The sequence below is a fragment of the Bordetella genomosp. 2 genome (assembly GCF_002261345.1).
Lineage (GTDB): Bacteria > Pseudomonadota > Gammaproteobacteria > Burkholderiales > Burkholderiaceae_B > Bordetella_A.
In genome coordinates, this window is sequence record NZ_NEVT01000001.1 from 1 (window position 1) to 24,844 (window position 24,844).

Consider the following 24,844-nt stretch of genomic DNA (forward strand, 5'->3'; position numbering starts at 1 on the left):
CGGCCGCCCCCGCCGCGTCCGCGCCGGCGCCGGCGCCCGCGGCGCCCAGCCCGGCGGCCGTGGCGGCGGCGGTCCAGGCCGACGCGGCCGGCGTGGTGTACGAGCGTTCGCGCCTGAACACCGACCTGACCTTCGACAACTTCGTCACCGGCAAGGCCAACCAGCTGGCCCGGGCGGCGGCGCTGCAGGTGGCCGAGAACCCCGGCATTTCGTACAACCCGCTATTCCTGTACGGCGGCGTGGGCCTCGGCAAGACCCACCTCATCCACGCCATCGGCAATGCCATGGTGGCGGCCGGCACGGGCGTGCGGGTGCGCTACGTGCATGCCGACCAATACGTGTCCGACGTGGTCAAGGCCTACCAGCGCAAGGCCTTCGACGACTTCAAGCGCTACTACCATTCGCTCGACCTGCTGCTGATCGACGATATCCAGTTTTTCTCCGGCAAGAGCCGCACGCAGGAAGAATTCTTCTATGCGTTCGAGGCCATGGTCGCGCAGCGCAAGCAGATCATCATCACCAGCGACACCTACCCCAAGGAACTGGCCGGCATCGACAGCCGGTTGATCTCGCGCTTCGATTCCGGCCTCACCGTGGCCATCGAGCCGCCCGAGCTCGAGATGCGCGTGGCCATCCTGCTGCGCAAGGCCGAGTCCGAGGGCGTGCCCATGCCCGAGGAAGTGGCGTTCTTCATCGCCAAGCACCTGCGCAGCAACGTGCGCGAGCTGGAAGGCGCGCTGCGCAAGGTCCTGGCCTATGCCCGCTTCCATGGCCGCGACGTGCTCTCGGTGGACGTCTGCAAGGAAGCCCTGAAGGACCTGCTGTCGGTGTCCAACGGCCAGATCACGGTCGAGAACATCCAGAAGACGGTGGCCGATTTCTACAAGATCAAGGTCGCCGACATGTATTCGAAACGGCGGCCGGCCAATATCGCCCTGCCACGCCAGGTTGCCATGTACCTGGCCAAGGAGCTTACCCAGAAAAGCCTGCCGGAAATCGGCGATCTGTTCGGTGGCCGCGACCACACCACCGTGCTGCACGCGGTGCGCAAGATATCCGATGCCCGCGCCAAGCAGGCGGAGCTCAACCATACCCTGCACGTGTTGGAACAAACTCTAAAAGGATGAACATGCAACTCGTACAAACCACACGCGATGCATTGCTGAAACCGCTGTCGACCGTGGCGGGAATCGTCGAAAGACGCCATACCCTGCCCATCCTGGCGAACATCCTCATGCGCAAGGAAGGCAACAAGGTCGCCTTCATTGCCACCGACCTCGAAGTCCAGATCACCACGCATGCCGACTTCGGCGTGGGCCAGGACAACGAATCCACCACCGTGGCGGCGCGCAAGCTGCTCGATATCCTCAAGGCCCTGCCGGACACCGGCGAGGTCAAGCTGGCGCTGGCCAACAACAAGCTGTCCGTGCAGTCCGCGAAGAGCCGCTTCGCCTTGCAGACGCTGGCCGCCAGCGAATTCCCCACCGTGGCGCAGCCCGAGAAATGGGACGTCTCCCTGACGCTGCCTCAACGCACCCTGCGCCACCTGCTGAACATGGTGCACTTCGCCATGGCGCAGCAGGACATCCGCTATTACCTGAACGGCATGCTGCTGGTGTTCGAAGCCGGCCGCGTGCGCGCCGTGGCCACCGACGGCCATCGCCTGGCCCATTGCGCCACCGAGGCCGACGGCATCGCCGAACGGCACGAAGTCATCGTGCCGCGCAAGACCGTGCTGGAAATGCAGCGCCTGCTGGAAGACTCCGACGAGCCCGTCTCCATCGACGTGGCGCCGGGCCAGATCCGTTTCCGCTTCGGCGATGTCGAGCTGGTGTCCAAGCTGGTGGAAGGCAAGTTCCCCGATTTCACGCGCGTGATCCCCACCAATTACACGCGCCAGTTCATCGTCAACCGCGAGGCCCTGCAGGGCAGCCTGCTGCGCGCCGCCATCCTGACGACCGACAAGTTCAAGGGCGTGCGCCTGCAACTGGCGCAGAACCAGATGAAGATCTCTTCTTCCAACGCCGAGCAGGAAGAGGCGCAGGAAGAGCTCGATATCGACTACGGCCACGAAGCGCTCGACGTGGGCTTCAACGTCAGCTACCTGCTCGACGTGCTGGCCAACGTCAAGGCCGAGAACATCCAGTGGTCGGTCATGCCCGACGCCAATGCGTCGGCGCTGCTCACCCTGCCCGACGACGACCAGTTCAAGTACGTCGTCATGCCCATGCGGATCTGATCCGCGCCTGGGTTTATGCCGCGGCGCGCGCCTGGCGCATGCCGCGGACCGGCCGCGAGGCCGTTTTTTGAAGTGTTAGCGATAAAGACATGTCAGATCAGCAGAACAGCAATCCCGAGAACACCGGCTATGGCGCCGATTCGATCAAGATGCTCAAAGGGCTGGAGGCCGTGCGCAAGCGCCCAGGCATGTACATCGGCGACACTTCCGACGGCACGGGCTTGCACCACATGGTGTTCGAGGTGGTCGACAACGCGATCGACGAGGCGCTGGCCGGCCACTGCGACGACATCGTGGTGACCATCCACACCGACAATTCGATTTCCGTCACCGACAACGGCCGCGGCATTCCCACCGAAATCCACAAGGACGACGAGTTCGGCCGCAGCGCGGCGGAAATCGTCATGACCGAGCTGCACGCCGGCGGCAAGTTCGACCAGAACTCGTACAAGGTGTCCGGCGGCCTGCACGGCGTGGGCGTGTCCTGCGTGAACGCGCTGTCCGAGTGGCTGCGGCTGACCATCCGCCGCAACGGCCAGGTGCACCAGATGGAGTTCCGCCAGGGCGAGCGCGTGGCCCCGCTGGCGGTCACGGGCACGACCGACAAGCGCGGCACGGAAGTGCGCTTCCTGGCCGACCCGCTGATCTTCACCAACGTCGAGTATCACTACGACATCCTGTCCAAGCGCCTGCGCGAGCTGTCCTTCCTGAACAACGGCGTGAAGATCCGCCTGGTCGACCAGCGCCAGGGCAAGGAAGAGAACTTCGCCTTCTCGGGCGGCGTGCGCGGCTTCGTGGAATACATCAACCGCGCCAAGACCGTGCTGCATCCCAACGTCTTCGCGGTCACGGCCGAGTCCAGCGCCGGCGGCGTGCCGGTGGGCGTCGAAGTGGCGATGCAATGGAACGACACGTACAGCGAAACGGTGCTGTGCTTCACCAACAACATCCCGCAGCGCGACGGCGGCACGCACATGACCGGCCTGCGCGCGGCCATGACGCGCGTCATCAACAAGTACATCGCCGACAACGAGCTGGCCAAGAAGGCCAAGGTCGAGACTTCCGGCGACGACATGCGCGAAGGCCTGGCCTGCGTGCTGTCGGTCAAGGTGCCCGAGCCCAAGTTCAGCAGCCAGACCAAGGACAAGCTGGTGTCCAGCGAAGTGCGCCCCGCCGTCGAGGACGCCGTGGCGCGCACGCTGGAAACCTGGCTGCTGGAGCACCCCAACGACGCCAAGGCGCTGTGCGCCAAGATCGTCGAGGCGGCCCGCGCGCGCGAGGCCGCCCGCAAGGCGCGCGAAATGACGCGCCGCAAGAGCGTGCTGGAAGGCGCGGGCCTGCCCGGCAAGCTGGCCGACTGCCAGGAAAAGGATCCGGCGCTGTGCGAGCTGTACATCGTCGAGGGCGATTCGGCCGGCGGCTCGGCCAAGCAGGGCCGCGACCGCAAGTTCCAGGCCATCCTGCCGCTGCGCGGCAAGGTGCTGAACGTGGAGAAGGCCCGCTTCGACCGCCTGATCGCCAGCGAGCAGATCGCCACGCTGATCACCGCGCTGGGCACCAGCATCGGCCCGGACTTCAACATCGACAAGCTGCGCTACCACCGCCTGATCATCATGACCGACGCGGACGTGGACGGCGCGCACATCCGCACGCTGCTGCTGACCCTGCTGTACCGCCAGATGCCCGAGCTGATCGAGCGCGGCTATGTCTACATCGCCCAGCCGCCGCTGTACAAGGTCAAGGTGGGCCGCGAAGAGCGCTACCTGAAGGACGACCAGGAAGAAGCGCAGTTCATGATGCAGCTGGCCCTGAAAGAGGCCTCGCTGGTGCCGGCCCAGGGCGCCGCGCCGATCACCGGCGAGGCGCTGGCCGAACTGGCGCGCCAGTACGTGCTGGCCGATGCCGTCATCGCCCGCCTGTCGCGCCTGTACGATGTGGATGCCCTGTCGGCCATGGCCGAGGGCGTGGAAATCGACCTGGCGACGGCCGAGACGGCCGCCGCGTCGGCCAAGCGCCTGTCCGACGCGCTGCATGAGGCGGTGGTGGGCAATGGCGTCGAGGTCGTGGCCGAGTTCGACGAGGCCCACGAGCAGCACCGCCTGCTGGTGCGCCGCATGCACCATGGCAACGTGCGCGTCAGCGTCATCGACGCCGACTTCGTGCAGGGCGCCGATTACGCGGCCCTGGCCCGCTCGGCCAAGACCTTCCTGGGGCTGATGGGGCCTGGCGCCGTGGTGGCGCGCGGCGAGGGCGACAAGCGCAAGGAACAGTTCGTGTCCGACTTCCGCGAAGCCATGCAGTGGCTGCGCGGCGAGGCCGAGCGCGGCATTTCCAAGCAGCGCTACAAGGGCCTGGGCGAGATGAACCCCGACCAGCTCTGGGAAACCACCATGGACCCGGCCGTGCGGCGCCTGCTGCGCGTGAAGATCGAGGACGCCATCGCGGCCGACGAGATCTTCACCACCCTGATGGGCGACGACGTGGAGCCGCGCCGCGCGTTCATCGAGACGCACGCGCTGTCGGCGTCCAACATCGACGCGTAGCACGTGCGTCCGCGACAAGGGGCTGCAGGCGCAGCCCCTTTTTTCTTGGGCCGTTGTGGAATACTCTGCCAGCGGCACGCAAGCCCGCATCGGCCCGGATACCCCAGGAGCGCGTATGTTCGACCATGTCAAATTCGGCGTCACCGACTATGCCGCCAGCAAGGCGTTCTTTCTCAAGGCGCTCGAACCGCTCGGCGTGGTCGTGGCCGGGGAAGGAACGCCGGCGTATGGGATCGAGCTGGTCGGTCCTCGCAGCAAGGCTTCGCTGTGCCTGTTCCAGACCGACGAGAAACCGGCGCCCCTGCACCTGGCCTTCGCGGCCGAGACCCGCGCGCAGGTCGACGCGTTCTACCGCGCGGCGCTGGCGGCGGGCGGCAAGGACAATGGCGCGCCGGGCCTGCGTCCGCAGTACCAGGCGACTTACTATGCGGCGTTCGTCATCGGTCCGGACGGGCACAATATCGAAGCGGTCTGCCACGCCCCGGCCTGACCCGCGGGCTTACCAGGTCCGCTCGAGGACTTCGCCCGGCAGGCCGTCGAAGTCCTTGAACTCGCGCGAAACGAACTGGTTGTTGAGCAGGATTTTCCTGGACGGCAGATTGGCCGGGTCGATGATGGCGAACAGCCCGCGCAGCGCGGGCTGCGCCTGCGCCTTGGCGACCAGCAGGCGCGCCACCCGGCCGGCGATCCCCCGGCCCCAGTATGCCGGCAGGATCATGTACCCCAATTCGGCGGTTTCCGCGTCGGCGGCCGCCACTTCCAGCTTGGCCAGCCCGACGAAGCCGCCGTCTTGCGCGTCGAGTATCTTGAACTGTCCCAGCTCGGGGTGGATGGCGTTGCCCGCCAGCAGCTTGTCGTAGTCGCGCCGGGCTTCATCCAAGGGGATGGCGCGTTCCGTGATCATGGCCATGACCCTGGCGTCGCCCACGAGCCGGAAATAGTCGTCAAAGTCCCGGGGGCCGAATTTCTGCAAGGCGAATTCCACTAGTACTCCTGGATGAAGCCGGTCGGCTGCGCCGCGCATGCGCGATGCGGGCGCGACTCCCGCCGTTGTAACACCGGCCGCGGCGCCATTGGAAAAACGCCCACCAGGAGGTGGGCGTCGGCACAGCCAGGCGCGCTGCGTGCGGAATTACTTGCCCTGCGTCAGCGTGGAATAGCTGGTGATCAGGTTGCGGTAGTCGGGGATGTGGTTCGAGAACAGCGCGGCCAGGCCGTCGACGTCGTTGCGCCAGTCGCGATGCAGTTCGCAGGCCACGCCGAACCAGGTCATCAGCTGGGCGCCGGCGGCGCTCATGCGGTCCCAGGCGGCATCGCGGGTCAGCGCGTTGAAAGTGCCGGAGGCGTCCGTGACGACGAACACGTCGAAGCCTTCTTCCAGCGCGGCCAGCGCCGGGAAGGCGACGCAGACTTCAGTGACGACGCCGGCGATGATCAGCTGTTTCTTGCCGGTGGCCTTGACGGCCTTGACGAAGTCTTCGTTGTCCCAGGCGTTGATCTGGCCGGGCCGGGCGATGTAGGGGGCGTCGGGGAACTGCGCCTTGAGTTCCGGCACCAGCGGGCCGTTCGGGCCGTCTTCGAAACTGGTGGTCAGGATGGTGGGCAGCTTGAAGTACTGGGCCAGGTCGGCCAGGGCCAGCACATTGTTCTTGAAACGATCGGGGTCGATATCGCGGACCAGGGACAGCAGTCCGGCTTGATGGTCCACCATCAGTACGGCGGCGTTGTCCTTGTCGAGGCGAACGTAGGGCTTGGTCATGGAAGTCTCCGGGAAAAAAGCACAGCGGGAAGCCCGAGCGGGTGGGGAAACAGGCCCCGCCTGACGGCGGGGCCGGGGGTCAATGCGCCATCCGGCCGAAGCGGCCGTGGTTGAAGTCGTCGATGGCCTGGCGGATTTCGGCCTGGCTGTTCATGACGAACGGGCCGTAGCCGACGATGGGTTCGTCGATGGGCTCGCCGCTCAGCAGCAGCAGCGTGGCGTCGTTATTGGCCTCGACCTGCACGTCGCTGCCGTCGCGGGCCAGGTGCACCAGCTGGCCGCCGCGCGCGATGTCGCTGCCGTTGACCAGCACCGTGCCGTGCAGCACGGCCAGCGCCAGGGTGCGGCCTTCGGCCACCCGGAACGTCGCCACCCCCTGCTGGCGCAGGCGCACGTCCCACACGTCCATCGGCGTGCGGGTGCGGGCGGGGCCGCGCCGGCCGGCGAATTCGCCGGCGATCACGCGCACCCGGCCGGCGTCGCCGGGCAGGTCCACGGACGGGATGTCGCGGTCCAGCAGCGTCTGGTAGCCAGGCTCGGACATCTTGTCGCGCGCCGGCAGGTTGACCCACAGCTGCACCATCTCGAGCGCGCCGCCCTGGCGGGTGAAGGCCTCGGAATGGAACTCTTCGTGCAGGATCCCGCCGGCGGCCGTCATCCATTGCACGTCGCCGGGGCCGATGTGGCCGCCCGCGCCGGTGGAGTCGCGATGGTCGACTTCGCCCTGGTAGACGATGGTCACGGTCTCGAAGCCGCGGTGCGGATGCTGGCCGACGCCGCGCGGCCGGGCCGCCGGCTCGAACTGGGCCGGACCGGCGTGGTCCAGCAGCAGGAACGGGCTGAGATGGCGGCCATGGCTGTCATAGCTGAACATCGAGCGCACCGGGAAGCCGTCGCCCACCCAGTGGGGCCGGGGCGCGCTGTAGATACCGAGGACTTGCTTCATGTCGTTCTCCGCTTGCCGGCTGCACATCGCGGCGTGCAGCCCATGTAGAGACTATAGATTCGCGACAATCGGCCGCCTAGGCCGTAAAATTCGCCTTCAGCGTTCTATTTGGTGAACGATATGCTGGACTTGAACGATCTTTACTACTTCGTGCAGGTGGTCGACCACGGCGGCTTCGCGCCGGCCGGGCGCGCGCTGGGCATCCCCAAGTCCAAGCTCAGCCGGCGCATCGCCCTGCTCGAAGCGCGCCTGGATACCCGCCTGATCCTGCGCTCGACGCGCCAGTTCGCGGTGACCGAGATCGGCCAGACCTACTACGCGCATTGCAAGGCCATGCTGGTGGAGGCCGACGCCGCCGAGGAGGCCGTGGCCCTGACTCGCGCCGAACCGCGCGGCACGGTGCGGGTGACCTGCCCGGTCGCGCTGCTGGACGCGCAGGTGGCCGAGATGCTGGCCGCCTTCATGGTGGAGTACCCGCTGGTGCACATACACCTGGAGGAAACCAACCGGCGCGTGGACGTGGTGGCCGAGGGCATCGACGTGGCGATCCGGGTGCGGCCGCCGCCGCTGGACGACAGCGACCTGGTGATGCGGGTGTTGGCCGAGCGCCGCCAATGCCTGGTGGCCAGCCCGGCTTTATTGCGGCAGACCGGCACGCCGCGCGCGCCGGCCGACCTGGGCGGCCTGCCCAGCCTGGGCCTGGGACTGCCGCAGAGCGAACATGTCTGGAGGCTGCTCGGCCCGGATGGCGCGCAGGCGGCCATCCGCCACCAGCCGCGCCTGGTCACGCGCGGCATGCTGGCGCTGCGCGCGGCCGCCGTGGCGGGCGTGGGCATCGTGCAATTGCCCACCATGCTGCTGCGCGAGCAGTTCGAGCGCGGCGAGCTGGTGACGGTATTGCCCGACTGGGCGCCGCGCCGCGAGATCGTGCATGCGGTCTTTGCATCGCGCCGCGGCCAGTTGCCGGCGGTGCGGGCGCTGATCGACTTCCTGGCCGAGCGGTTCGCGGCGCTGCAGGCCGAGTGAGCCGCCCCAGGGTCTGTTCCCTCTAAAACAGCCGGCTGGCGCACAGCTGCCGCGCGGCTTCGCGCGGGTCGGGCCGGTCCAGGTACGGCAGCGTGCCCAGCAAGGGGGCCGGCAGGCGCTGTTCGAGCGCCTGTATGTTGGCTGGCGCCTGCTGCATGGCCGGGTCGATCTGGTTGGCCACCCAGCCCGCCAGGCGCAGCCCGCGCGCGGCAATCGCCTCGGCGGTGAGCAGGGCATGGCTGATGCAGCCCAGCCGCATGCCCACCACCAGGATGACCGGCAGGCCGAGCCGCTGCGCCAGGTCGGCCGTGTCCCGATGGTCGTTCAGCGGCACGCGGAAGCCCCCCACCCCTTCGACGATGATGGCGTCCGCATGCGCGGTGGCCCGCCGATATGCCTGCACGATGGCCTCCGGCTCCAGCGCCACGCCCTCGGCGGCGGCGGCGATGTGCGGCGCGACCGCGGCGCGCAGCACGTAGGGGCAGTGTCCCGCGCCGGGCAGCGCCACGGTGCTGGCCTGGCGCAGTTGCTCTACGTCCTCGTTGAGCCAGCGGCCGTCGGCCGGCTGCGCGCCTGCCGCCACGGCCTTCAAGCCGGCCGCCGGACGGCCGTGCCGCGCCGCCGCGATCAGCAGCGCGCAGGACACCAGCGTCTTGCCTATCTCGGTGTCGGTGCCGGTGACGAAATAGTCGTGCGGGCGTGGCGTGTCAGGCATGGCCGGGGTCCTCTTCCAGGCGATTCAGGGTGTGGACCAGCCGGTCCACGTCGGCGGGCTGGTGCGCCGCCGAAAGGGTCACGCGCAGGCGCGCAGTGCCGGGCGGCACGGTGGGCGGCCGGATGGCGGGCACCCACAATGCCGCGCGCTCCAGCGCCGCCGCCGCGCGCAGGGCCGCGGCGTTGTCGCCCAGCACGACCGGCTGGATGGCGGTTGGAGTGGGGTCGTGGCGCCAGCGCCGCAGGCGCAGGCCGGCCTGCAAGCGGCCGGTCAGGGCGCGCAGGTGGGCGCGGCGCCGTGCGCCCTCCGCGCCTTCGATGAGGTCGAGGCTGGCCAACAGCGCATGGGCCTGCGCCGGCGCCGCGGCGGTGCTGAAGATATACGGCCGGGCGCGGTTGACCAGCCAGTCGATCACGGTCGCGTGCGCGGCCACGAAGGCCCCGCCCACGCCGGCGGCCTTGCCGAGCGTGCCGATCATCACCAGGTGCGGCGAGCTCAGCCCCAGTTGCTCCAGCACGCCGTGGCCGCGTTCGCCCAGCACGCCGAAGCCATGCGCATCGTCCACCACCAGCCAGGCGCCATGGCGCTCGGCCAGCGCCAGCAGCTCACGCAGCGGAGCAATGTCGCCGTCCATCGAGAATACCCCGTCGGTCACGATCAGCCGGGTGGGCGCCCGGCTGTCCGCCAGCAGCCTGTCCAGCGTGCCGGCATCGCGGTGCGGGTAGACCTGGACGCGTGCACGCGACAGCCGCGCCCCGTCGATCAGCGAGGCATGGTTGAGGGCTTCGGAATAGATCTCGGCGTCCTTATCGGCGAGCGCGCCCAGCACGGCCAGGTTGGCCATGTAGCCGGTGCAGAAGTACAGCGCCCGGGCCTGTTCGATATGCGGCGCGAGCATGGCCGCCAGCCGCTCTTCCAGTTGCGCATGGGCGCGGCTGTGGCCGCTGATCAGGTGCGAGGCGCCGCTGCCCGCGCCGTAGCGCCCGGCCCCTTCGGCGAGGGCCGCGACCACCGCGGGGTGGGCCGCCAGGCCCAGGTAGTCGTTGCTGCAGAAGGCCAGCATGTCGCGGCCGTCGACGCGCACGTGGGGCGCGCAGGGGGTGTCGGTGGTGCGCCGGCGGCGGCGCAGGTGGCGGGCCTCCAGATCGCGCAGGCCGGCTTGCAGGGTGTCGAGCAGGTGCATGTCAGCGAGCCTCCAGCGCGTCGTCGAGCGTGGCCAGCGTCTCGCGCGCCAGCCAGGCGGTGGTTGCCTCGTCCAGCACGTAGGGCGGCATCAGGTAGACCGTGGCGCCGATGGGGCGCAGCAGCAGTCCGCGCGCCAGCGCCGCCGCCGCATAGCGCTGCGCGAAGCCGGCATCGGCCGCCACGTCGAACGCCCAGATCATGCCGGCGCGCCGCCAGTGGCTGATCGCGCGGTGGCGCCGCAGCGGCGCCAGCGCCGCATCGAATTGCGCCGCCCAGGCGCGGTTGCGGGCCAGGACGTCGTCCGCGTCGAAAATAGCCAGCGTGGCCAGCGCCGCGCGGCAGGCCAGCGGGTTGCCGGTGTACGAGTGCGAGTGCAGGAAGCCGCGCGCGACGTCGTCGTCGTAGAAGGCGTCGTGGATCGCGTCGGTGCTCAACACCAGCGACAATGGCAGGTAGCCGCCGGTGATGCCCTTGGACAACGTCATCAGGTCCGGCCAGATGCCGGCCTGCTCGCACGCGAAGAACGAACCGGTGCGTCCGCAGCCGACCGCGATCTCGTCGGCGATCAGGTGCACCTGGTAGCGGTCGCACAGCGCGCGCACCTGGCGCAGGTAGGCGGGATCGTGCATCGCCATGCCCGCCGCGCATTGCACCAGCGGCTCGATGATGACCGCGGCGATGTGCCGATGGCGGGCTGCGAGCAAGGCCTGCAGGTCGGCGGCGGCGCGTTGCGCGACGGCGGCGGCGTCTTCGCCGGGGCCCGCCTGGCGGGCGTCGGGCGAAGCCACCACGTGGGCCTGGCGCAACAGGGGATCATAGGCGTCGCGGAACACGGCCACGTCGGTGACGCCCAGCGCGCCCAGCGTCTCGCCATGGTAGCCATGGCGCACGCAGACGAATTCGCGCTTGTCGGCGTGGCCCCGGTTGCGCCATGAGTGGAAGCTCATCTTCAGGGCGATTTCCACCGCCGATGCGCCGTCCGAGGCGTAGAAGCAATGGCCCAGCGCGCCGCCGGTGAGCGCCGACAGCCGCTCGGCCAGTTCGACGGCCGGCGCGTGCGTGCAGCCGGCCAGCATCGCGTGCGGCAGCCGGGCCAGCTGGTCGTGCAGCGCGGCGTTGATGCGCGCATTGGCATGGCCGAACAGATTCACCCACCACGAGCTGATGGCGTCGAGGTAGCGGCGGCCATCCATGTCGACCAGCCACGGCCCTTCGCCGCGCGCCAGCGCCAGCAAGGGCATGGCGGCCTGGCGCTTCATCTGGGTGCAGGGATGCCAGACGTGGCGCAAGCTGCGGGCGCGCCAGTCGGCCGTGCGGGAATCAGGTGCGCGATCGTGCATTGCCGGCTCCAGAACCAGGCCGGGCCGGCCTCGCGATGACAGCCACCGCGAGTATCAGGGCACCGGCCGGACAGTAGAGCGGCGGATAGTAGGAACGGCCGGGCGGGCTGGCAATCCCCGCGATTTCGCGGATATTGGTGGCAGGAAGCGCGCAGAAACCGGGAATTGGCTGCCCGTTCGCCGTATCGCGCCGGCATCGCGCGGCGAACTGCGCGGGCGCCGGAGATGAAACAAATTGTGAACGACAGCCAGGGCGGCTTCAGGCCGCGGCCTGGCGCGCCAGGGTCAGCCGGCGCACGTGGCGTTCCGGCAGCGGCACCGCCGCGTGCGCGCGCGCCGCGGCTTGCAGCGACTGCGCCAGCTCTGCGGGGAACGGCTGGCTGCGCCGGGTGTCGAGGTTCACGTTGACGGACAACTGCTCCATGGTGGCGGCCAGGTACTGGTCGCGCGTCTGGAACAGCTCCATCAGGCACAGCAGGCGCTTGGCGTCGGCGTCCAGCACGCGCACGCGCAATTCCAGCGGGTCGTCGGCCAGCAGTTCGTGCCGATAGTTGACCGCGATGTCGACGGTGTAGATGCCGCAGCGCGTGGCCCGCGTGTAGCTTTCGCCCACGCCCAGCGGCTCCAGCAACTGGAAGCCGATATGGTCGAACACCCGCACGTAGCGGGCCGCGTTCATGTGGCCGTATAGATCGGTCCAGTCCGGCTTGACGACGAGTTGCGTGCGGGGAAGTTGCGAAGCGTGGTCGGGCATGGGGGAAATCCGTGGTGGCGAAGGGGGAGGACTACAACTGTTCGAAGCGCGCGTAGCGCTTGTCGGTGAACTGGCGTTCGGCGATGAGCTCGCGCACCGTGGCGGCCGGCGGGCCGCGCCGCAGCCACTCCAGCATGTGATCGACCTGGTCGGGCGTGCCCTGCACCAGCGCCTGGACGGTGCCGTCTTCCATGTTCTGCACCCACCCGGTCACGCCCAGCATATGGGCGCGCCGTACGGTGGCGTGCCGGTAGCCCACGCCCTGCACCACCCCTTTGACGATGACGTGGACGGTTTCCTGGTGGGGGTCTTGCATGCGATTCCTCTCGATACGGGGGGGCGCGCGCGTATACTTGCTACGCCCTTGCGGCCCTCTATTTTCCAATAGTCTGCCATGAACCAGAACCTTGCCAAGATCACCTGCATCGAAGACCTGCGCATCCTGGCGCAGAAGCGCGTGCCCCGCATGTTCTACGACTACGCCGATTCAGGCGCCTGGACCGAGGGCACCTATCGCGCCAACGAGGCCGATTTCCAGACGATCAAGCTGCGCCAGCGGGTGGCGGTGGACATGGAAGGCCGCTCGCTGCGCACCACCATGGCCGGCACCGAGGCCGTGATGCCGGTGGCCATCGCGCCCACCGGCCTGACCGGCATGCAGCATGCCGACGGCGAAATGGTGGCGGCGCAGGCCGCGGCCGAATTCGGCGTGCCGTTCACGTTGTCGACCATGAGCATCTGCTCGATCGAGGACGTGGCGCGCGCCACCGGCAAGCCGTTCTGGTTCCAGCTCTACGTGATGCGCGACCGGGAATTCGTGGCCAACCTGATCGACCGCGCCAAGGCGGCCGGCTGCTCGGCGCTGGTGCTCACGCTGGACTTGCAGATCCTGGGCCAGCGCCACAAGGATATCCGCAACGGCCTGTCGGCGCCGCCCAAGCCCACGCTGGCCAACCTGGTCAACCTGGCCACCAAGCCGCGCTGGTGCCTGGGCATGCTGCGCACCCCGCGGCGCACGTTCGGCAACATTGTCGGGCACGCCAAGGGCGTGAGCGACCTGTCGTCGCTGTCGTCGTGGACGGCCGAGCAGTTCGATCCGCGCCTGAGCTGGGCCGACGTCGAATGGATCAAACAGCGCTGGGGCGGCAAGCTCATCCTGAAGGGCGTCCTGGATGTCGAGGACGCGCGCCTGGCGGCCGACAGCGGCGCCGACGCGCTGATCGTCAGCAACCACGGCGGCCGCCAGCTCGACGGCGCCATGTCGTCGATCGCCGCCCTGCCCGCCATCGCCGACGCGGTCGGCTCGCGCATCGAAGTATGGATGGATGGCGGCATCCGCTCCGGGCAGGACGTGCTGAAGGCCGTGGCGCTGGGCGCGCGCGGCACCATGATCGGCCGCGCGTTCCTCTATGGCCTGGGCGCGTACGGCAAGGCCGGCGTGACCCGCGTGCTGGAGATCCTGTACAGGGAAATGGACGTCACCATGGCGCTGTGCGGCCGCAAGTCGCTGACGCCGGGGGACCGCAGCGTGCTGCTGCCCGGGACGTACCCGACTTGAATGCAGGTGTCTGACACCCCGTGGGGTGCCATGGGCATGCGGAGGGTATTGCTTGGGGGTGTCAGACACCTGGGCACTGAAGGTGCAAGGCCGCAAAAGCGCAAAATCTGCAAAACGGCCATGGCTACAGTGGGAGCCCTGGAGCACGTATGAAACCCAAGACCCGCATCCACTACGCCAACCGGCTGGAACCGGTGCTGCAATGGCTGGCCTCGCATCCCGACGCGGCGCCGGACCTGTACCACCTGGCCGACCTGGCGTGCCTGTCGCCCTATCACTTCCATCGCGTATATCGCGCGCTGATGGGCGAGACGGTCAACGCCACGATGCTGCGGGTGCGCATGCATCGGGCGTCGGTGGAGCTGGCCGGGGAAGCGCCGATGCAGCAGGTGGCGCAACGCGCCGGATACACGTCGCAAGCCGCGTTCAGCCGGGCTTTCGGCGCCGTGTTCGGGATGCCGCCCGGCCGCTACCGGGATGCGCGCTCCAGGCCTTTCAACCCTGAGGAGCTTGGCATGTATCCCACTACCATCGAGCAATTCGCCGGCGCGTCGCTGGCCACCCTGGCCCACGAGGGCGACTACCAGAACATCGGCACCACCTTCGACCGCTTGTTCATGCTGGCGTCCAGCCGCGACCTGGTCGGCCCGGCCACCCGTTCGTTCGGCGTGTATTACGACGATCCGGCCCAGGTGCCGGCCGCCCGGCTGCGTTCGCGCGCCGGCCTGACGCTGCCCGACGGCGCGTCGGCGGACCCGGTGTTCGAGCCGTTCACATTGCCGGCGGCGCGCTGCGCGGTGCTGGAATACACCGGCCCCTACAGCGAAATCGAGGCGGCCTACCACTGGCTGTTCGCGGAATGGCTGCCGGCCAGCGGCCAGGAGACGCTCGATTTCCCCATGTGGGAAGAGTACGTGAACGATCCCAAGACCACGCCCGCCGCCGAGCTGAAGACGCGCATTTACTTGCCGCTGGCCTGAGGCGCCGCGCCGCGCCGGGCGGGCGTGGCCCGCTCGGCGATGTACTGCCGCAGCCAGGCGTGGCCAGGATCGTCGTGGTGCCGCTCGTGCCAGTACAGCGATACGGCGATGGTCGGCAGTTCCATGGGCACTTTCAGGATGACGGTGCGCGAGCTGCTGGCCATGGCGCGGGCCACGCTGGCCGGCATGGTGGCGATCAGGTCGGACGCTGAAATGACGAAGGGGCAGACCAGGTAGCTCGACAGCGTGGCCGCGATGTGGCGGCTGCGGTTGTGCCCCTGCAGGATCCGGTCGATGCCGCGGCTGAAGTAGCGTGTATGGGCCGCCAGGTCGACATGGCCGTATCGCAGGTAGGCGTCCAGGTCCCAGCGCTTGCGCAGGCAGGGATGGCCTTCGCGCACGATGCAGACCGCCGGCTCTTCATACAGGAAGCGCGTGCGCAGATCGGGCGACGGCTCGGGGAAATAGCCGGCGATCAGTTCCACATGGTTGGTCTCCAGCATGCTCAGGCCGTGCAGCGGGCGCGCCGGCTGGATCTGCAGGTGCAGGTGCGGCGCATCCTTGGCCAGGCTGGGAATGACCAGCGGCAGCAGGCGGTATTGCACATAGTCGGTGGCATAGAGCGACAGCGTGCGTTCGGAATGCGCCGGGTCGAAGGACTCGTGGCCGCGCGTGGCGCGCCGCCAGGCCTGCAGCATGGGGTGGAACGCCTGGTGCAGTTCGGTGGCGCGCCCGGTGGGCTGCCAGACTCCGGCTTCGCGCACCAGCAGCGGATCGTTGAACAGGCGCCGCAGCCGGCTCATGGCGGCGCTCAGGGCCGGCTGCGTGATGCCCAGTTGCTCGGCCGCGCGCGTCATGCTGCGACAGGTCATCAGCGCATCGAAATGCAGCAGCAGATTCAGGTCCGGATGCTTCATGGCCGCTCCCCGACATAAATGTGAATGATGTCACTATAAGCCGCGCTATCTGCTGCGCCCGCCGGGCGCCCTCTAGCATGGTCCCGTTGTTGCAGTGAACGCGCGGCCGGGCCCGGCGCCCGGCGCACAGGAAGTTCTACCAACACAAGGGGAAGCAAGATGACTGCACGGAGATTCCTGCGCCGTTGCGGATGGGCCCTGGCCGGCATGCTCGCCATGGCCGCGCACGGGGCGCACGCGGCCTGGCCGTCCGACAAGGTGATCCGCATCGTGGTGCCCTTCGCGGCGGGCGGCTCCACCGACCTGATCGCACGCAAAGTGGCCGAGGGCCTGGGCGGCAAGCTGGGCGCCAATGTGATCGTGGAAAACCGGCCCGGCGCCGGCGGCACGGTGGGCACCGAATACGTGGCGCGCCAGCCGGCGGACGGCTACACCATCCTGATGGGCTCGGTCAGCACGCAAGGCAGCGCCGCCTGCATCTACTCGAAGCTGCCGTACGACCCGATCAAGGATTTCACGCCGCTCACGGTGGTGGCGACCATTCCCAATGTGCTGGTGGTCAACCAGTCGGTGCCGGCGCGCTCGCTGCGGGAGTTCGTCGCGCTGCTCAAGCAGGATCCGTCGGCGTATTCGTTCGCCTCGAATGGCCAGGGCACCTCCAACCACCTGGCGGCCGAGCTGTTCAAGTCGACCGCCGGGGTGTCGATGGTGCATGTGCCCTATCGGGGCTCGGGTCCGGCGCTGATCGACCTGGTGGGCGGGCAGGTCAGCATGATGATGGACGTCGTGATGACTTCCTATCCGTATATCCAGGACGGCAAGATCCGTGCCCTGGCGGTGACTTCGCCGGCGCGCTCGCCGATGCTGCCCGACGTGCCCACCGTGGCGGAATCCGGCTACCCGGGCTACGAGGCCATGGTGTGGTTCGGCATGCTGGCGCCGGCCGGGCTGCCGGAAGCGATCCGCAAGCCGCTGACGCAAAGCCTGGTCGAGGTGCTGCACGGACCGGTGCTCAAGCCATACCTGGAGCAACAGGGCGCGCAGGTTTCCGACGTGGCCGGCCCGGCGTTCAGCGCCATGATCAAGGACGAGGTCGCCAAGTGGTGCAAGGTGGCCGACAAGGCGGGCATTCATCTGGACTGAGCGGGCGACCGCCTTCATGAGGGGACTGGGACAACATGTATCGCATAGGCATAGACGTGGGCGGCACGTTCACTGATTTCACGATGGTGGACGAACAGGCGGGGGCGGTGCACTTCCACAAGGTGCCCTCCACCCCGCACGATCCGTCGGAGGCCATCCAGCAGGGCATCGCGGACCTGCTGCGCACGCACGGCGTGGCCGTGCGCGATGTGTCGCACATCGGCCATGGCACCACGGTGGCGACCAACCTGATTATCGAGCGCAAGGGCGCCCGCGTCGGCCTGCTGACCACCCGGGGCTTCCGCGACGTGCTGGAGATCGGCCGGCAGACGCGCCCGCACCTGTATGACTACAGTGTGGGCAAGCCGCCGGTGGCCGTGCCGCGGCAGTGGCGCATCGAGATCGACGAGCGCATCGACAATACCGGCGCGGTGCTGCGCGACCTGGACGAAGGGCAGGTGCGCGCCGCGGCGCAGGCGTTCGGCGCGGCCGGCATCGAGGCCGTGACCATCTGCTTCCTGCATTCGTACCGCAATGCCGCCCACGAGCGGCGCGCCGCCGAAATCGTGCGGCAGGTGCTGCCGGAAGTGTTCGTCAGCCTGTCGTCGGAGGTGCTGCCGGAGTTCCGCGAATACGAGCGGTTGTCCACGACGGTGCTCAACGCCGCGGTGGGCCCGCGCATGGAACGCTATCTGCAGCGCTTCCTGCAGCGCACCCGCGAGCTGGGCATCGACCACGAACCGCACACCGTGCATTCCAACGGCGGCCTGATGTCGATCGCCAGCGTGCGGCAGTACCCGGTGCGCACCTGCCTGTCGGGCCCCGCCGCCGGCGTGATCGGCGCGGCGGCGGTGGGACGGGCGATCGGCAGCCTGAACCTGGTGACTTTCGACGTGGGCGGCACCAGCACCGACGTATCCCTGGTTTGCGACGGCCAGCCGCTGTTCACCTCGCACCGCCAGGTGGCGGGATACCCGGTCAAGACGCCGATGGTGGACATCCATGTCATCGGCGCCGGCGGCGGCAGCATCGCCTGGCTGGACGATGCCGGCGCCCTCAAGGTGGGGCCGCACAGCGCCGGCGCCGTGCCGGGCCCGGTGGGCTACGGCCGCGGCGGCACCGAGCCGACCATCACCGACGCGCAGATCGTCCTGCAGCGCCTGAATCCGGTGGCGTTGTTGAAGGGCCGCATGGCAGTGCACGCCCAGGCCGCGCGCGCGGTGATCGAGGCGCGCGTGGCGCGGCCGCTGAACCTGACGCTGGAAGAGGCGGCCCAGGGCATCCTGCGGATCGCGGCGGCCAACATGAGCCGGGCGATTCGCGCCGTGTCCACCGAGCGCGGCCACGACCTGGCGGAGTTCGCGCTGTATGCCTATGGCGGCGCCGGCCCGTTGCACGCGGTCGAGGTCGCGGAGGAATGCGGCATCCCGCTGGTCATCGTGCCGCAGGAGCCGGGCACCATGTGCGCGCGCGGCATCCTGCTGGGCGATATTTCCTTCGACTTCGTGCGCAGCGAGATCGCGCCCGCCAGCGAACCGGGCTGGCCGCACGTCGCGGCCATTTTCGCGCAGCTGGAGCAGCAGGCCCAGGCCTGGCTGGACGGCGAAGGCGTGGCGCCGGCGCTGCGCAGCTGCCGCTATGCGATCGACGCGCGCTACGAGGGGCAGAATTTCGAGGTGCAGGTGCCGCTCGAGGACTTCCGCGCCCAGGGCTTCGCGCTGTTCATCGAACGATTCCGCCAGGCGCACCAGCGCGAGTACGGCTACGTCGTGGACGACCGCCGCGTGCAGATCATCAATTGCCGGCTCCAGGCGGTGGGGCGAGTGGCCAAGGCGCCGCTGGCGCCGCGCCCGGCCGGCGAGCTGCCGGCCGATGCCCGGCTGGGCGAGCGGCGCGCCTATTTCGGCGCGCGCCATGGCTGGCGCGACACCCCGGTGTACGACCGCGACCTGCTGCCGGCCGGCGCCTGCCTGCGCGGGCCGGCCTTGATCGAGGAAATGAGTTCGACCACGGTCGTGGGACCGGGTCACAGCGTCGCGGTCGACGCCTACGGCAACCTGCTGATCCGCCTGCAAGGAGACCTGCATGACTGAGCATTCCGCCAGCGCCGCCATTGCCGACCCGATCGGCATGGAGGTATTCAGCAACCGGCTGCTGTCGATCACCGAGGACATGAACAACACGCTGGTGCGGGCGTCCTTCTCGACCAATATCAAGGAGCGCAAGGACTGCTCGGTGGCCCTGTTCGACGCGGCCGGCCGGCTGGTGGCGCAAGGCACGCAGATCCCGCTGCACCTGGGCTCGCTGGACGGCGCGATGCGCTCGATATTGCAGGCGTTTCCGGTCGAGGCCATCCAGCCGGGCGATGTCTTCATTTGCAACGACCCCTACCTGGCCAACGGCAGCCACCTGCCGGACATCAACATCGTCTCGCCGGTATTCTGGGACGGCGCGCTGCGCTTCTTCGCCGCCAACATCGCCCATCATTCCGACGTGGGCGGCGCGGTGCCGGGATCGATCGCCGGCGGCCTGCGCTCGGTGTTCGAGGAAGGCATCCGCATCCCGGTCTGCCGCATCGCGCGCGCCGGCCAGGTGGACGAGGACCTGCTGCGGCTGATCTGCGCCAACACGCGCGATCCCGAAGAGCGCGTGCTGGACCTGCGCGTGCAGATGGCGACCAACGAACGGGGCGCGGCCGCCATGGGTGGGCTGATCCGGCAAATGGGGCTGGACGCCGTGCTGCGCTCGGTGGACGACATCATCCTGTACACGCGCCGGCGCCTGAGCAATCGCATCGCCGAGTTGCGCGAAGGCAGCTACGTCTTCGAAAGCTTCCTGGATGACGATGGCATGGGCGGCGACCCGGTGCCCATCCGCGTGGCCCTGACGGTGGGCGGCGGGCGCCTGCACTTCGACTTCGACGGTTCGGGTCGGCAGGCGCGCGGCGCCATGAACCTGCCGCTCAATACCCTGCGCGCTTGCGTCTATTACGCGGTCAAGGCGCTGCTCGACCCCGACCTGGCGCCCAATGCCGGCCTGTTCGACCCGATTTCCATCTCCGCGCCGGTCGGCACCATCACCAATCCGGAGCATCCCGCCGCCGTGGGCGCGCGCTCGATCACGGCGCAGAAGGTGGCGGGCGCCATTTTCGGCGCGTTCCGCGGGCTGCTGCCGCCAGAGCGCATCATGGCCTCCAGCAACGATTGCTGCCCGGCCATTGTGTTCTCGGGCCGCTGGCCCGATCGCGCCGGTCATTTCGTCTACCTCGAGACCCTGGGCGGCGGCGCCGGCGCGCGCCTGGACCAGGACGGCGCCGACGGGGTGCATGTGCACATGACCAACACGTCCAATCTGCCGGTCGAGGCGCTGGAGAACGAGTACCCGCTGCTGATGGACGAGTACGCGCTGATCGGCGATTCGGGCGGCGTCGGCCGCACGCGCGGCGGGCTGGCGATCGCCAAGCAGATCCGCGCGCGCGCCGACGGCATCGTGTTCTCGGCGCGCTCGGACAGCCATACGGTGGGCGTGGCCGCGGGCGTGGCGGGCGGCGGCGACGGACGCCGCGCGCGCCTGCTGCGCAACCCGGGCACCCCGCAGGAGCAGGAACTGTTTTCCAAGACCGCCAACATCGCCCTGGCCGACGGCGAAAGCGTGCGCATCGAGACGCCGGGCGGGGGCGGCTACGGGCCGGCGGCCGAGCGTCCGCGCGCGCGCATCGAGCAGGACGTGCGCGACGGCAAGGTCAGCGGCGCGCAGGCCGCCTCGGCATACGGCTACCGGCCTTGAGCCGGGCGCGGCCAGTCCAGCTTGAGCGACATGGAGTACTTCATCTTGGTGTACGGGAAGGTGGTGACCGTGGCCAGCATGAGGGCTCCGTTCTCGCCGTAGTAGCGGCGCGTGATCACCAGTCCGGGCGTATGCGGAGCGACCTTGAGCAGTTCGGCCATTTCCCCGCTGATCGGGGTGGCCGAGAATTCCTGGCCGACTTCGCTGATGCACTGGCTGTAGCGCTGCTCGACCAGTTGCAGCAGCGGCACGCGCGTCTTGCCGATATCGGCCTGGATGGCGGAGTAGTCGGGATGGACGTAGGCATCCAGGTAGGCCACCGGCGCGCGCTGGCCGCCCAGCAGCTTGATGGCGCGGATGTGCAGCCAGGCCTGGCGCGGCGGGCAGCCGAGGGTTTCGGCCAGCCGCGCCGAGGCCCGGATATCGCGGGTGGCGAGCACGCGCAGCGTGGCGTTCTTGATGTACTGGAACAGGTCGGCCAGTTCGGAGACGCGCTGGGTGTGGCGCGTGGCCGACTTGGCGGCCTCCACGCGCGTGCCCACGCCGGGACGGCGCGACACCATGCCGGCCTCGGTGAGCATGCGGATCGCCTCGCGCACCGTATGGCGGCTGGCGTCGTAGTGCGCGCACAGCTCATGCTCGGTGGGCAGCAGGGTCATGACCGGATAGACGCCCGAGCGGATGGCGCGCGCCAGGTCCTGGTAGATGGCCTTGTAGCGCGGCGCGGGCTTGTCGTCGGCGGGCGCGCCGATGTCCGCGCTGAACAGGCCGGGCGCGGCGGAGGGCGATTCGACGGTGTCGGGCGGCAGGGATCGGGCCAAGGCGGTTCCAGGCTGAAAAGCTTAGGGGCAATACGGGATTGACAAATGTAGCACCAGGCTTCCATTATATGTCCGGACATTCATGTCCGGACATATGCAGATGAAGCAGAGAGAACAGGCGGGCAGGACACTGCCGCCTAACTGACAAGGGGGTTCTCATGGGCAAGGGTCTTGCAGTGTTTTCGGCGGCGGTGCTGGCCGTCGCATGCAGCGGCGGCGCCGTGGCGCAGCAGAAGCTGGTGGTGGCCGGATACGGCGGGTCGTTCGAAGAGATCATGCGCCAGCACATCTTCCCGCCCTTCGCCAAGCAGCACGGCGTCGAGCTGGTCTACGTGGCCGGCAACTCGACCAACACGGTGGCGCGCCTGCAGGCGCAGAAAAGCAACCAGCAGATCGACGTGGCCATCATCGACGACGGCCCCATGTACCAGGCGATCGCATTGGGATTCTGCGCGCCGATCCAGGGCCTGCCGGCCGACGATCTGTACAAGACGGCGCGCTACAAGGACGACAAGGCCGTGGCCATCGGCATCGTGGCCACCGGCATCATGTACAACAAGAAGATCTTCGACGAGCGGAAATGGGCGCCGCCCAAGTCCTGGAATGACCTCAAGGACCCGAAATACAAGCAGCAACTGGTGGTGCCGCCGCTGAACAACACCTATGGCCTGCATACGCTGGTGCAGTTCGCCCGCGCGGCGGGCGGCGGCGAGAAGAACATCGACCCGGGCTTCAAGACGGTGATCGAGGAGATCAACCCCAACGTGCTGGTCTACGAGCCGTCACCCGGCAAGATGACCGAGCTGTTCTCCAGCGGCCAGGCATCGATCGCCGTGTGGGGCAGCGGGCGCGTCAAGGCGTTCGCGGATACCGGCTTCCCCGTGGGCTTCGTGTATCCGGAGGAAGGCGCCTATGCCCTGCTGTCTTCCGTGTGCCCGGTCGCCAAGCCCGACGCCAATCCGCTGTCCCAGCAGTTCGTGCAATACCTCGTTTCTCCCGAAGTGCAGTCGCGCCTGGCCAGCGAGTATGGCTACGGCCCGGTCAATACCAAGGCCGAGATCAAGGACGACCCGCGCGTGCCGCTGCCGATCGGCCAGCGGGCGGCCGACCTGATCGTGATCGACTGGGACACGGTGAACCAGCATCGCGAAGAATGGAACAAGCGCTGGACGCGCGAAGTGGAACGCTGATCCAGGCTAGCCGCCGGCAGGAGCACGCATGGCATATCTCGTCCTGAAAGGCCTGACCAAGCGCTACGGGGACCTGACCGCGGTCGACGGCCTCGACCTGTCGGTCGAGCGCGGCGAGTTCATCTCGCTGCTGGGGCCGTCCGGTTGCGGCAAGACCACCACGCTGCACATGATCGCGGGCTTTGTCGAGCCGTCGGGGGGCGCGATCCTGCTCGACGGCGCGGACCTGGGCAGGGTGCCCGCCAACAAGCGCGGGCTGGGCATCGTGTTCCAGAACTACGCGCTGTTCCCGCACATGACGGCGGCCGAGAACGTGGCGTTCGGCCTGGAAATGCGGCGCGTGGGGGCCAAGGAGCGCGCCGCGCGGGTGGCCGAGGCGCTGCAGCTGGTCGGGCTGGCGCACCTGGCCGACCGCCATCCCGCCCGCATGTCGGGGGGCCAGCAGCAGCGCGTGGCGCTGGCCCGCGCGCTGGTGATACGGCCGAGCCTGTTGCTACTGGACGAGCCGCTGTCCAACCTGGACGCCAAGCTGCGCGAAGAGATGCAGCTGGAATTGCGCAGCATCCAGCGCACGGTGGGCACCACCACCATCCTGGTCACGCACGACCAGTCCGAGGCGCTGGCGCTGTCCGACCGCATCGTGGTGATGAATCAGGGGCGCGTCGAACAGGTGGCCGACCCGTTCTCCGCCTACGAGGGGCCGGCCAGCGGCTTCGTCGGGGGCTTCCTGGGCAAGGCCAATGTGTTCACGCCGCGGCCCGGCACCGGCGAGCAGGCCGGCCGGGCGTGCGTCGGCGAGGCCGCCATCGTCCTGGAAGATCTGCCGATGCCGCGCGGTCCGGTCATCGTGCGGCCCGAGAAAATCCTGTTCTCCGAGCCGGCGGCCTGCGCCCTGCCGGGCCGCATGAAGGCCCGCGTCTTCCAGGGCAACCATTGGCTGTGCCAGGTCGAGACATCGGTGGGCGAGGTGCTGGTGATACGCCAGAACGACGGCGTGCCGGTGCCGGCCGAGGGACAGCAGGTGCACCTGCGCTGGCGGGCCCGCGACATGTGCCCGGTGGATGGCGAGGCGCGGCCATGAACGCGCGCCTCAACCCGTGGCTGCTCAGCGCGCCGGCGATGGTGGTGTACGCCACCTTCCTGGTGGTGCCGCTGTTTCTGGTGTTCCTGATCAGCTTCTTCAATTTCGAGTTCTACGGCGGCATCGAACAGGCTTTTTCACTGGCCAATTACCGCGACATCGTCACCGACAGCTACTACTACGAGGTCTACGCGCGCACCTTCGGCGTCGCCGTCGCGGTCACGCTGGCCTCGCTGCTGCTGGGCACGGCGGAAGCCTATGTGCTGTCGCGCATGGCCAACCCATGGAAAGGCATCTTCCTGATGGTGGTGCTGGGGCCGCTGCTGATCTCCGTGGTGGTGCGCACCCTGGGCTGGGCGCTGCTGTTCGGCTCCACCGGGCTGCTCAGCAAGACGCTGATGGCGCTGGGCCTGGCGTCCGCGCCGGTCAACCTGATGTACACCAACACCGGCGTGATCATCGCGCTGACCCATGTGCTGGTGCCCTTCATGGTGATCTCGGTATGGGCGTCGCTGCAGCGTATCAACCCGGCCACGGAGGCGGCCGCCCTGTCGCTCGGCGCCAGCCAGTTCACGGTGCTCAGGCGCGTGATCGTGCCGCAGATCATGCCGGGCATCCTGTCCGGCTCGATCATGGTGTTCGCCATGGCCGCCAGCGCCTTCGCCACGCCGGCCATCGTCGGCGGGCGGCGCCTGAAGAACGTGGCCACCGCCGCGTATGACGAGTTCCTCAATACCTTGAACTGGCCGCTCGGCGCGGCCCTGGCGATGCTGCTGCTGGTGGCGACCGTGGTGGTGCTGGTGGCGGCCAACCGCATGATCGAACGGCGCTACGGCGCAATTTTCGGCTGACCGGAAGACG

The 24,844-nt window shown here is 68.6% G+C and carries 23 protein-coding genes; 13 read left to right on the forward strand and 10 right to left on the reverse strand.

The genetic code is table 11. The annotated features are described in order from the left end of the window. The 4 genes from dnaA to CAL24_RS00020 form a co-directional block, all read left to right on the forward strand. On the forward strand, nucleotides 1-1,127 hold a 1,127-nt coding region (gene dnaA / locus CAL24_RS00005), incomplete at its 5' end, for a chromosomal replication initiator protein DnaA (RefSeq protein WP_141218033.1). A gap of 2 nt (nucleotides 1,128-1,129) precedes the next feature. Beyond that, nucleotides 1,130-2,239 (forward strand): DNA polymerase III subunit beta, encoded by a 1,110-nt coding sequence (gene dnaN, locus CAL24_RS00010; protein WP_028353873.1) that lies wholly within the window; start codon nucleotides 1,130-1,132, stop codon nucleotides 2,237-2,239. 89 nt (nucleotides 2,240-2,328) lie between these two features. Beyond that, entirely contained in the window at nucleotides 2,329-4,782 is a 2,454-nt protein-coding gene (gene gyrB, locus CAL24_RS00015; RefSeq protein ID WP_028353872.1) for a DNA topoisomerase (ATP-hydrolyzing) subunit B, read from the forward strand. A gap of 115 nt (nucleotides 4,783-4,897) precedes the next feature. After that, entirely contained in the window at nucleotides 4,898-5,272 is a 375-nt protein-coding gene (locus CAL24_RS00020) for a VOC family protein (RefSeq protein ID WP_028353871.1), read from the forward strand. A 9-nt stretch (nucleotides 5,273-5,281) separates the two neighbouring features. Here CAL24_RS00020 and CAL24_RS00025 read toward each other — a convergent pair whose 3' ends face one another. The 3 genes from CAL24_RS00025 to CAL24_RS00035 form a co-directional block, all read right to left on the reverse strand. Further along, the gene (locus CAL24_RS00025; RefSeq protein WP_028353870.1) at nucleotides 5,282-5,767 is read right to left on the reverse strand and encodes a GNAT family N-acetyltransferase; all 486 of its coding nucleotides are present in this window, start codon (nucleotides 5,765-5,767) and stop codon (nucleotides 5,282-5,284) included. A 147-nt stretch (nucleotides 5,768-5,914) separates the two neighbouring features. Continuing rightward, nucleotides 5,915-6,541, reverse strand: coding sequence for an isochorismate family cysteine hydrolase YcaC (gene ycaC, locus CAL24_RS00030; RefSeq protein WP_028353869.1), 627 nt, complete (start codon nucleotides 6,539-6,541; stop codon nucleotides 5,915-5,917). Between the two features lie 79 nt (nucleotides 6,542-6,620). Continuing rightward, complete coding sequence (locus tag CAL24_RS00035) at nucleotides 6,621-7,487, reverse strand: pirin family protein (RefSeq protein ID WP_028353868.1); 867 nt, start codon at nucleotides 7,485-7,487, stop codon at nucleotides 6,621-6,623. A 120-nt stretch (nucleotides 7,488-7,607) separates the two neighbouring features. Here CAL24_RS00035 and CAL24_RS00040 point away from each other — a divergent pair, with 120 nt between their 5' ends. Beyond that, complete coding sequence (locus CAL24_RS00040; RefSeq protein WP_028353867.1) at nucleotides 7,608-8,513, forward strand: LysR family transcriptional regulator; 906 nt, start codon at nucleotides 7,608-7,610, stop codon at nucleotides 8,511-8,513. Between the two features lie 22 nt (nucleotides 8,514-8,535). Here the strand turns inward: CAL24_RS00040 and bioD are convergent, their stop codons facing one another. The 5 genes from bioD to CAL24_RS00065 all read right to left on the reverse strand — a co-directional run bounded on the left by bioD (nucleotide 8,536) and on the right by CAL24_RS00065 (nucleotide 12,823). Further along, nucleotides 8,536-9,228: a dethiobiotin synthase gene (gene bioD / locus CAL24_RS00045; RefSeq protein WP_094805413.1), complete on the reverse strand. Its 693-nt coding sequence runs from the start codon at nucleotides 9,226-9,228 to the stop codon at nucleotides 8,536-8,538. Continuing rightward, nucleotides 9,221-10,411 (reverse strand): 8-amino-7-oxononanoate synthase, encoded by a 1,191-nt coding sequence (gene bioF, locus CAL24_RS00050; RefSeq protein ID WP_094805414.1) that lies wholly within the window; start codon nucleotides 10,409-10,411, stop codon nucleotides 9,221-9,223. Before bioF ends, bioD begins: the two co-directional genes overlap by 8 nt. A 1-nt stretch (nucleotide 10,412) precedes the next feature. Beyond that, nucleotides 10,413-11,753, reverse strand: coding sequence for an adenosylmethionine--8-amino-7-oxononanoate transaminase (gene bioA / locus CAL24_RS00055; RefSeq protein ID WP_094805415.1), 1,341 nt, complete (start codon nucleotides 11,751-11,753; stop codon nucleotides 10,413-10,415). A 259-nt stretch (nucleotides 11,754-12,012) separates the two neighbouring features. After that, the gene (locus tag CAL24_RS00060; protein ID WP_028353863.1) at nucleotides 12,013-12,507 is read right to left on the reverse strand and encodes a thioesterase family protein; all 495 of its coding nucleotides are present in this window, start codon (nucleotides 12,505-12,507) and stop codon (nucleotides 12,013-12,015) included. A 31-nt stretch (nucleotides 12,508-12,538) separates the two neighbouring features. Beyond that, on the reverse strand, nucleotides 12,539-12,823 hold the full coding sequence (locus tag CAL24_RS00065; RefSeq protein WP_028353862.1) for an acylphosphatase: 285 nt from the start codon (nucleotides 12,821-12,823) through the stop codon (nucleotides 12,539-12,541). 78 nt (nucleotides 12,824-12,901) lie between these two features. Here CAL24_RS00065 and CAL24_RS00070 point away from each other — a divergent pair, with 78 nt between their 5' ends. Together CAL24_RS00070 and CAL24_RS00075 are read left to right on the forward strand one after the other, a co-directional pair. Continuing rightward, on the forward strand, nucleotides 12,902-14,065 hold the full coding sequence (locus tag CAL24_RS00070) for an alpha-hydroxy acid oxidase (RefSeq protein ID WP_094805416.1): 1,164 nt from the start codon (nucleotides 12,902-12,904) through the stop codon (nucleotides 14,063-14,065). 149 nt (nucleotides 14,066-14,214) lie between these two features. Then, nucleotides 14,215-15,045 (forward strand): AraC family transcriptional regulator, encoded by an 831-nt coding sequence (locus CAL24_RS00075; RefSeq protein ID WP_094805417.1) that lies wholly within the window; start codon nucleotides 14,215-14,217, stop codon nucleotides 15,043-15,045. Here the strand turns inward: CAL24_RS00075 and CAL24_RS00080 are convergent. Continuing rightward, the gene (locus CAL24_RS00080) at nucleotides 15,027-15,962 is read right to left on the reverse strand and encodes a LysR family transcriptional regulator (RefSeq protein ID WP_170947009.1); all 936 of its coding nucleotides are present in this window, start codon (nucleotides 15,960-15,962) and stop codon (nucleotides 15,027-15,029) included. The two genes, CAL24_RS00075 and CAL24_RS00080, sit on opposite strands and share 19 nt — an antisense overlap. Nucleotides 15,963-16,121: 159 nt before the next feature. Here CAL24_RS00080 and CAL24_RS00085 point away from each other — a divergent pair, with 159 nt between their 5' ends. From CAL24_RS00085 to CAL24_RS00095, 3 genes are read left to right on the forward strand one after another with little or no spacing between them, the layout of a single operon-like run. After that, complete coding sequence (locus CAL24_RS00085) at nucleotides 16,122-17,105, forward strand: Bug family tripartite tricarboxylate transporter substrate binding protein (RefSeq protein WP_094805418.1); 984 nt, start codon at nucleotides 16,122-16,124, stop codon at nucleotides 17,103-17,105. A gap of 35 nt (nucleotides 17,106-17,140) precedes the next feature. Then, entirely contained in the window at nucleotides 17,141-19,198 is a 2,058-nt protein-coding gene (locus CAL24_RS00090; RefSeq protein WP_094805419.1) for a hydantoinase/oxoprolinase family protein, read from the forward strand. Then, complete coding sequence (locus tag CAL24_RS00095; RefSeq protein ID WP_028353857.1) at nucleotides 19,191-20,891, forward strand: hydantoinase B/oxoprolinase family protein; 1,701 nt, start codon at nucleotides 19,191-19,193, stop codon at nucleotides 20,889-20,891. The genes CAL24_RS00090 and CAL24_RS00095 overlap by 8 nt, the downstream gene beginning before the upstream one ends. Here CAL24_RS00095 and CAL24_RS00100 read toward each other — a convergent pair. Then, nucleotides 20,879-21,712, reverse strand: coding sequence for a GntR family transcriptional regulator (locus CAL24_RS00100; protein WP_051439359.1), 834 nt, complete (start codon nucleotides 21,710-21,712; stop codon nucleotides 20,879-20,881). The genes CAL24_RS00095 and CAL24_RS00100 overlap by 13 nt on opposite strands. Before the next feature lie 158 nt (nucleotides 21,713-21,870). On the opposite strand from CAL24_RS00100, the gene CAL24_RS00105 reads away from it, so the two are divergent. Genes CAL24_RS00105 through CAL24_RS00115 form a run of 3 tightly spaced genes read left to right on the forward strand, consistent with a single transcriptional unit; the run spans nucleotide 21,871 to nucleotide 24,834 of the window. Beyond that, entirely contained in the window at nucleotides 21,871-22,902 is a 1,032-nt protein-coding gene (locus CAL24_RS00105; protein ID WP_028353856.1) for an ABC transporter substrate-binding protein, read from the forward strand. Nucleotides 22,903-22,930: 28 nt separating this feature from the next. Then, nucleotides 22,931-23,983, forward strand: coding sequence for an ABC transporter ATP-binding protein (locus CAL24_RS00110; protein WP_094805420.1), 1,053 nt, complete (start codon nucleotides 22,931-22,933; stop codon nucleotides 23,981-23,983). Next, nucleotides 23,980-24,834: an ABC transporter permease gene (locus CAL24_RS00115; protein WP_028353854.1), complete on the forward strand. Its 855-nt coding sequence runs from the start codon at nucleotides 23,980-23,982 to the stop codon at nucleotides 24,832-24,834. Before CAL24_RS00110 ends, CAL24_RS00115 begins: the two co-directional genes overlap by 4 nt. The last annotated feature ends 10 nt before the right edge of the window (nucleotides 24,835-24,844 follow it).

Bases quoted from the DNA above. Each gene is read 5' to 3' on its own strand.
- dnaN (WP_028353873.1), top strand. From the start codon at position 1,130: ATGCAACTCGTACAAACCACACGCGATGCATTGCTGAAACCGCTGTCG.
- gyrB (WP_028353872.1), top strand. From the start codon at position 2,329: ATGTCAGATCAGCAGAACAGCAATCCCGAGAACACCGGCTATGGCGCC.
- CAL24_RS00020 (WP_028353871.1), top strand. From the start codon at position 4,898: ATGTTCGACCATGTCAAATTCGGCGTCACCGACTATGCCGCCAGCAAG.
- ycaC (WP_028353869.1), bottom strand. From the start codon at position 6,541: ATGACCAAGCCCTACGTTCGCCTCGACAAGGACAACGCCGCCGTACTG.
- CAL24_RS00035 (WP_028353868.1), bottom strand. From the start codon at position 7,487: ATGAAGCAAGTCCTCGGTATCTACAGCGCGCCCCGGCCCCACTGGGTG.
- CAL24_RS00040 (WP_028353867.1), top strand. From the start codon at position 7,608: ATGCTGGACTTGAACGATCTTTACTACTTCGTGCAGGTGGTCGACCAC.
- bioD (WP_094805413.1), bottom strand. From the start codon at position 9,228: ATGCCTGACACGCCACGCCCGCACGACTATTTCGTCACCGGCACCGAC.
- bioF (WP_094805414.1), bottom strand. From the start codon at position 10,411: ATGCACCTGCTCGACACCCTGCAAGCCGGCCTGCGCGATCTGGAGGCC.
- bioA (WP_094805415.1), bottom strand. From the start codon at position 11,753: ATGCACGATCGCGCACCTGATTCCCGCACGGCCGACTGGCGCGCCCGC.
- CAL24_RS00060 (WP_028353863.1), bottom strand. From the start codon at position 12,507: ATGCCCGACCACGCTTCGCAACTTCCCCGCACGCAACTCGTCGTCAAG.
- CAL24_RS00065 (WP_028353862.1), bottom strand. From the start codon at position 12,823: ATGCAAGACCCCCACCAGGAAACCGTCCACGTCATCGTCAAAGGGGTG.
- CAL24_RS00070 (WP_094805416.1), top strand. From the start codon at position 12,902: ATGAACCAGAACCTTGCCAAGATCACCTGCATCGAAGACCTGCGCATC.
- CAL24_RS00075 (WP_094805417.1), top strand. From the start codon at position 14,215: ATGAAACCCAAGACCCGCATCCACTACGCCAACCGGCTGGAACCGGTG.
- CAL24_RS00080 (WP_170947009.1), bottom strand. From the start codon at position 15,962: ATGAAGCATCCGGACCTGAATCTGCTGCTGCATTTCGATGCGCTGATG.
- CAL24_RS00085 (WP_094805418.1), top strand. From the start codon at position 16,122: ATGACTGCACGGAGATTCCTGCGCCGTTGCGGATGGGCCCTGGCCGGC.
- CAL24_RS00090 (WP_094805419.1), top strand. From the start codon at position 17,141: ATGTATCGCATAGGCATAGACGTGGGCGGCACGTTCACTGATTTCACG.
- CAL24_RS00095 (WP_028353857.1), top strand. From the start codon at position 19,191: ATGACTGAGCATTCCGCCAGCGCCGCCATTGCCGACCCGATCGGCATG.
- CAL24_RS00105 (WP_028353856.1), top strand. From the start codon at position 21,871: ATGGGCAAGGGTCTTGCAGTGTTTTCGGCGGCGGTGCTGGCCGTCGCA.
- CAL24_RS00110 (WP_094805420.1), top strand. From the start codon at position 22,931: ATGGCATATCTCGTCCTGAAAGGCCTGACCAAGCGCTACGGGGACCTG.
- CAL24_RS00115 (WP_028353854.1), top strand. From the start codon at position 23,980: ATGAACGCGCGCCTCAACCCGTGGCTGCTCAGCGCGCCGGCGATGGTG.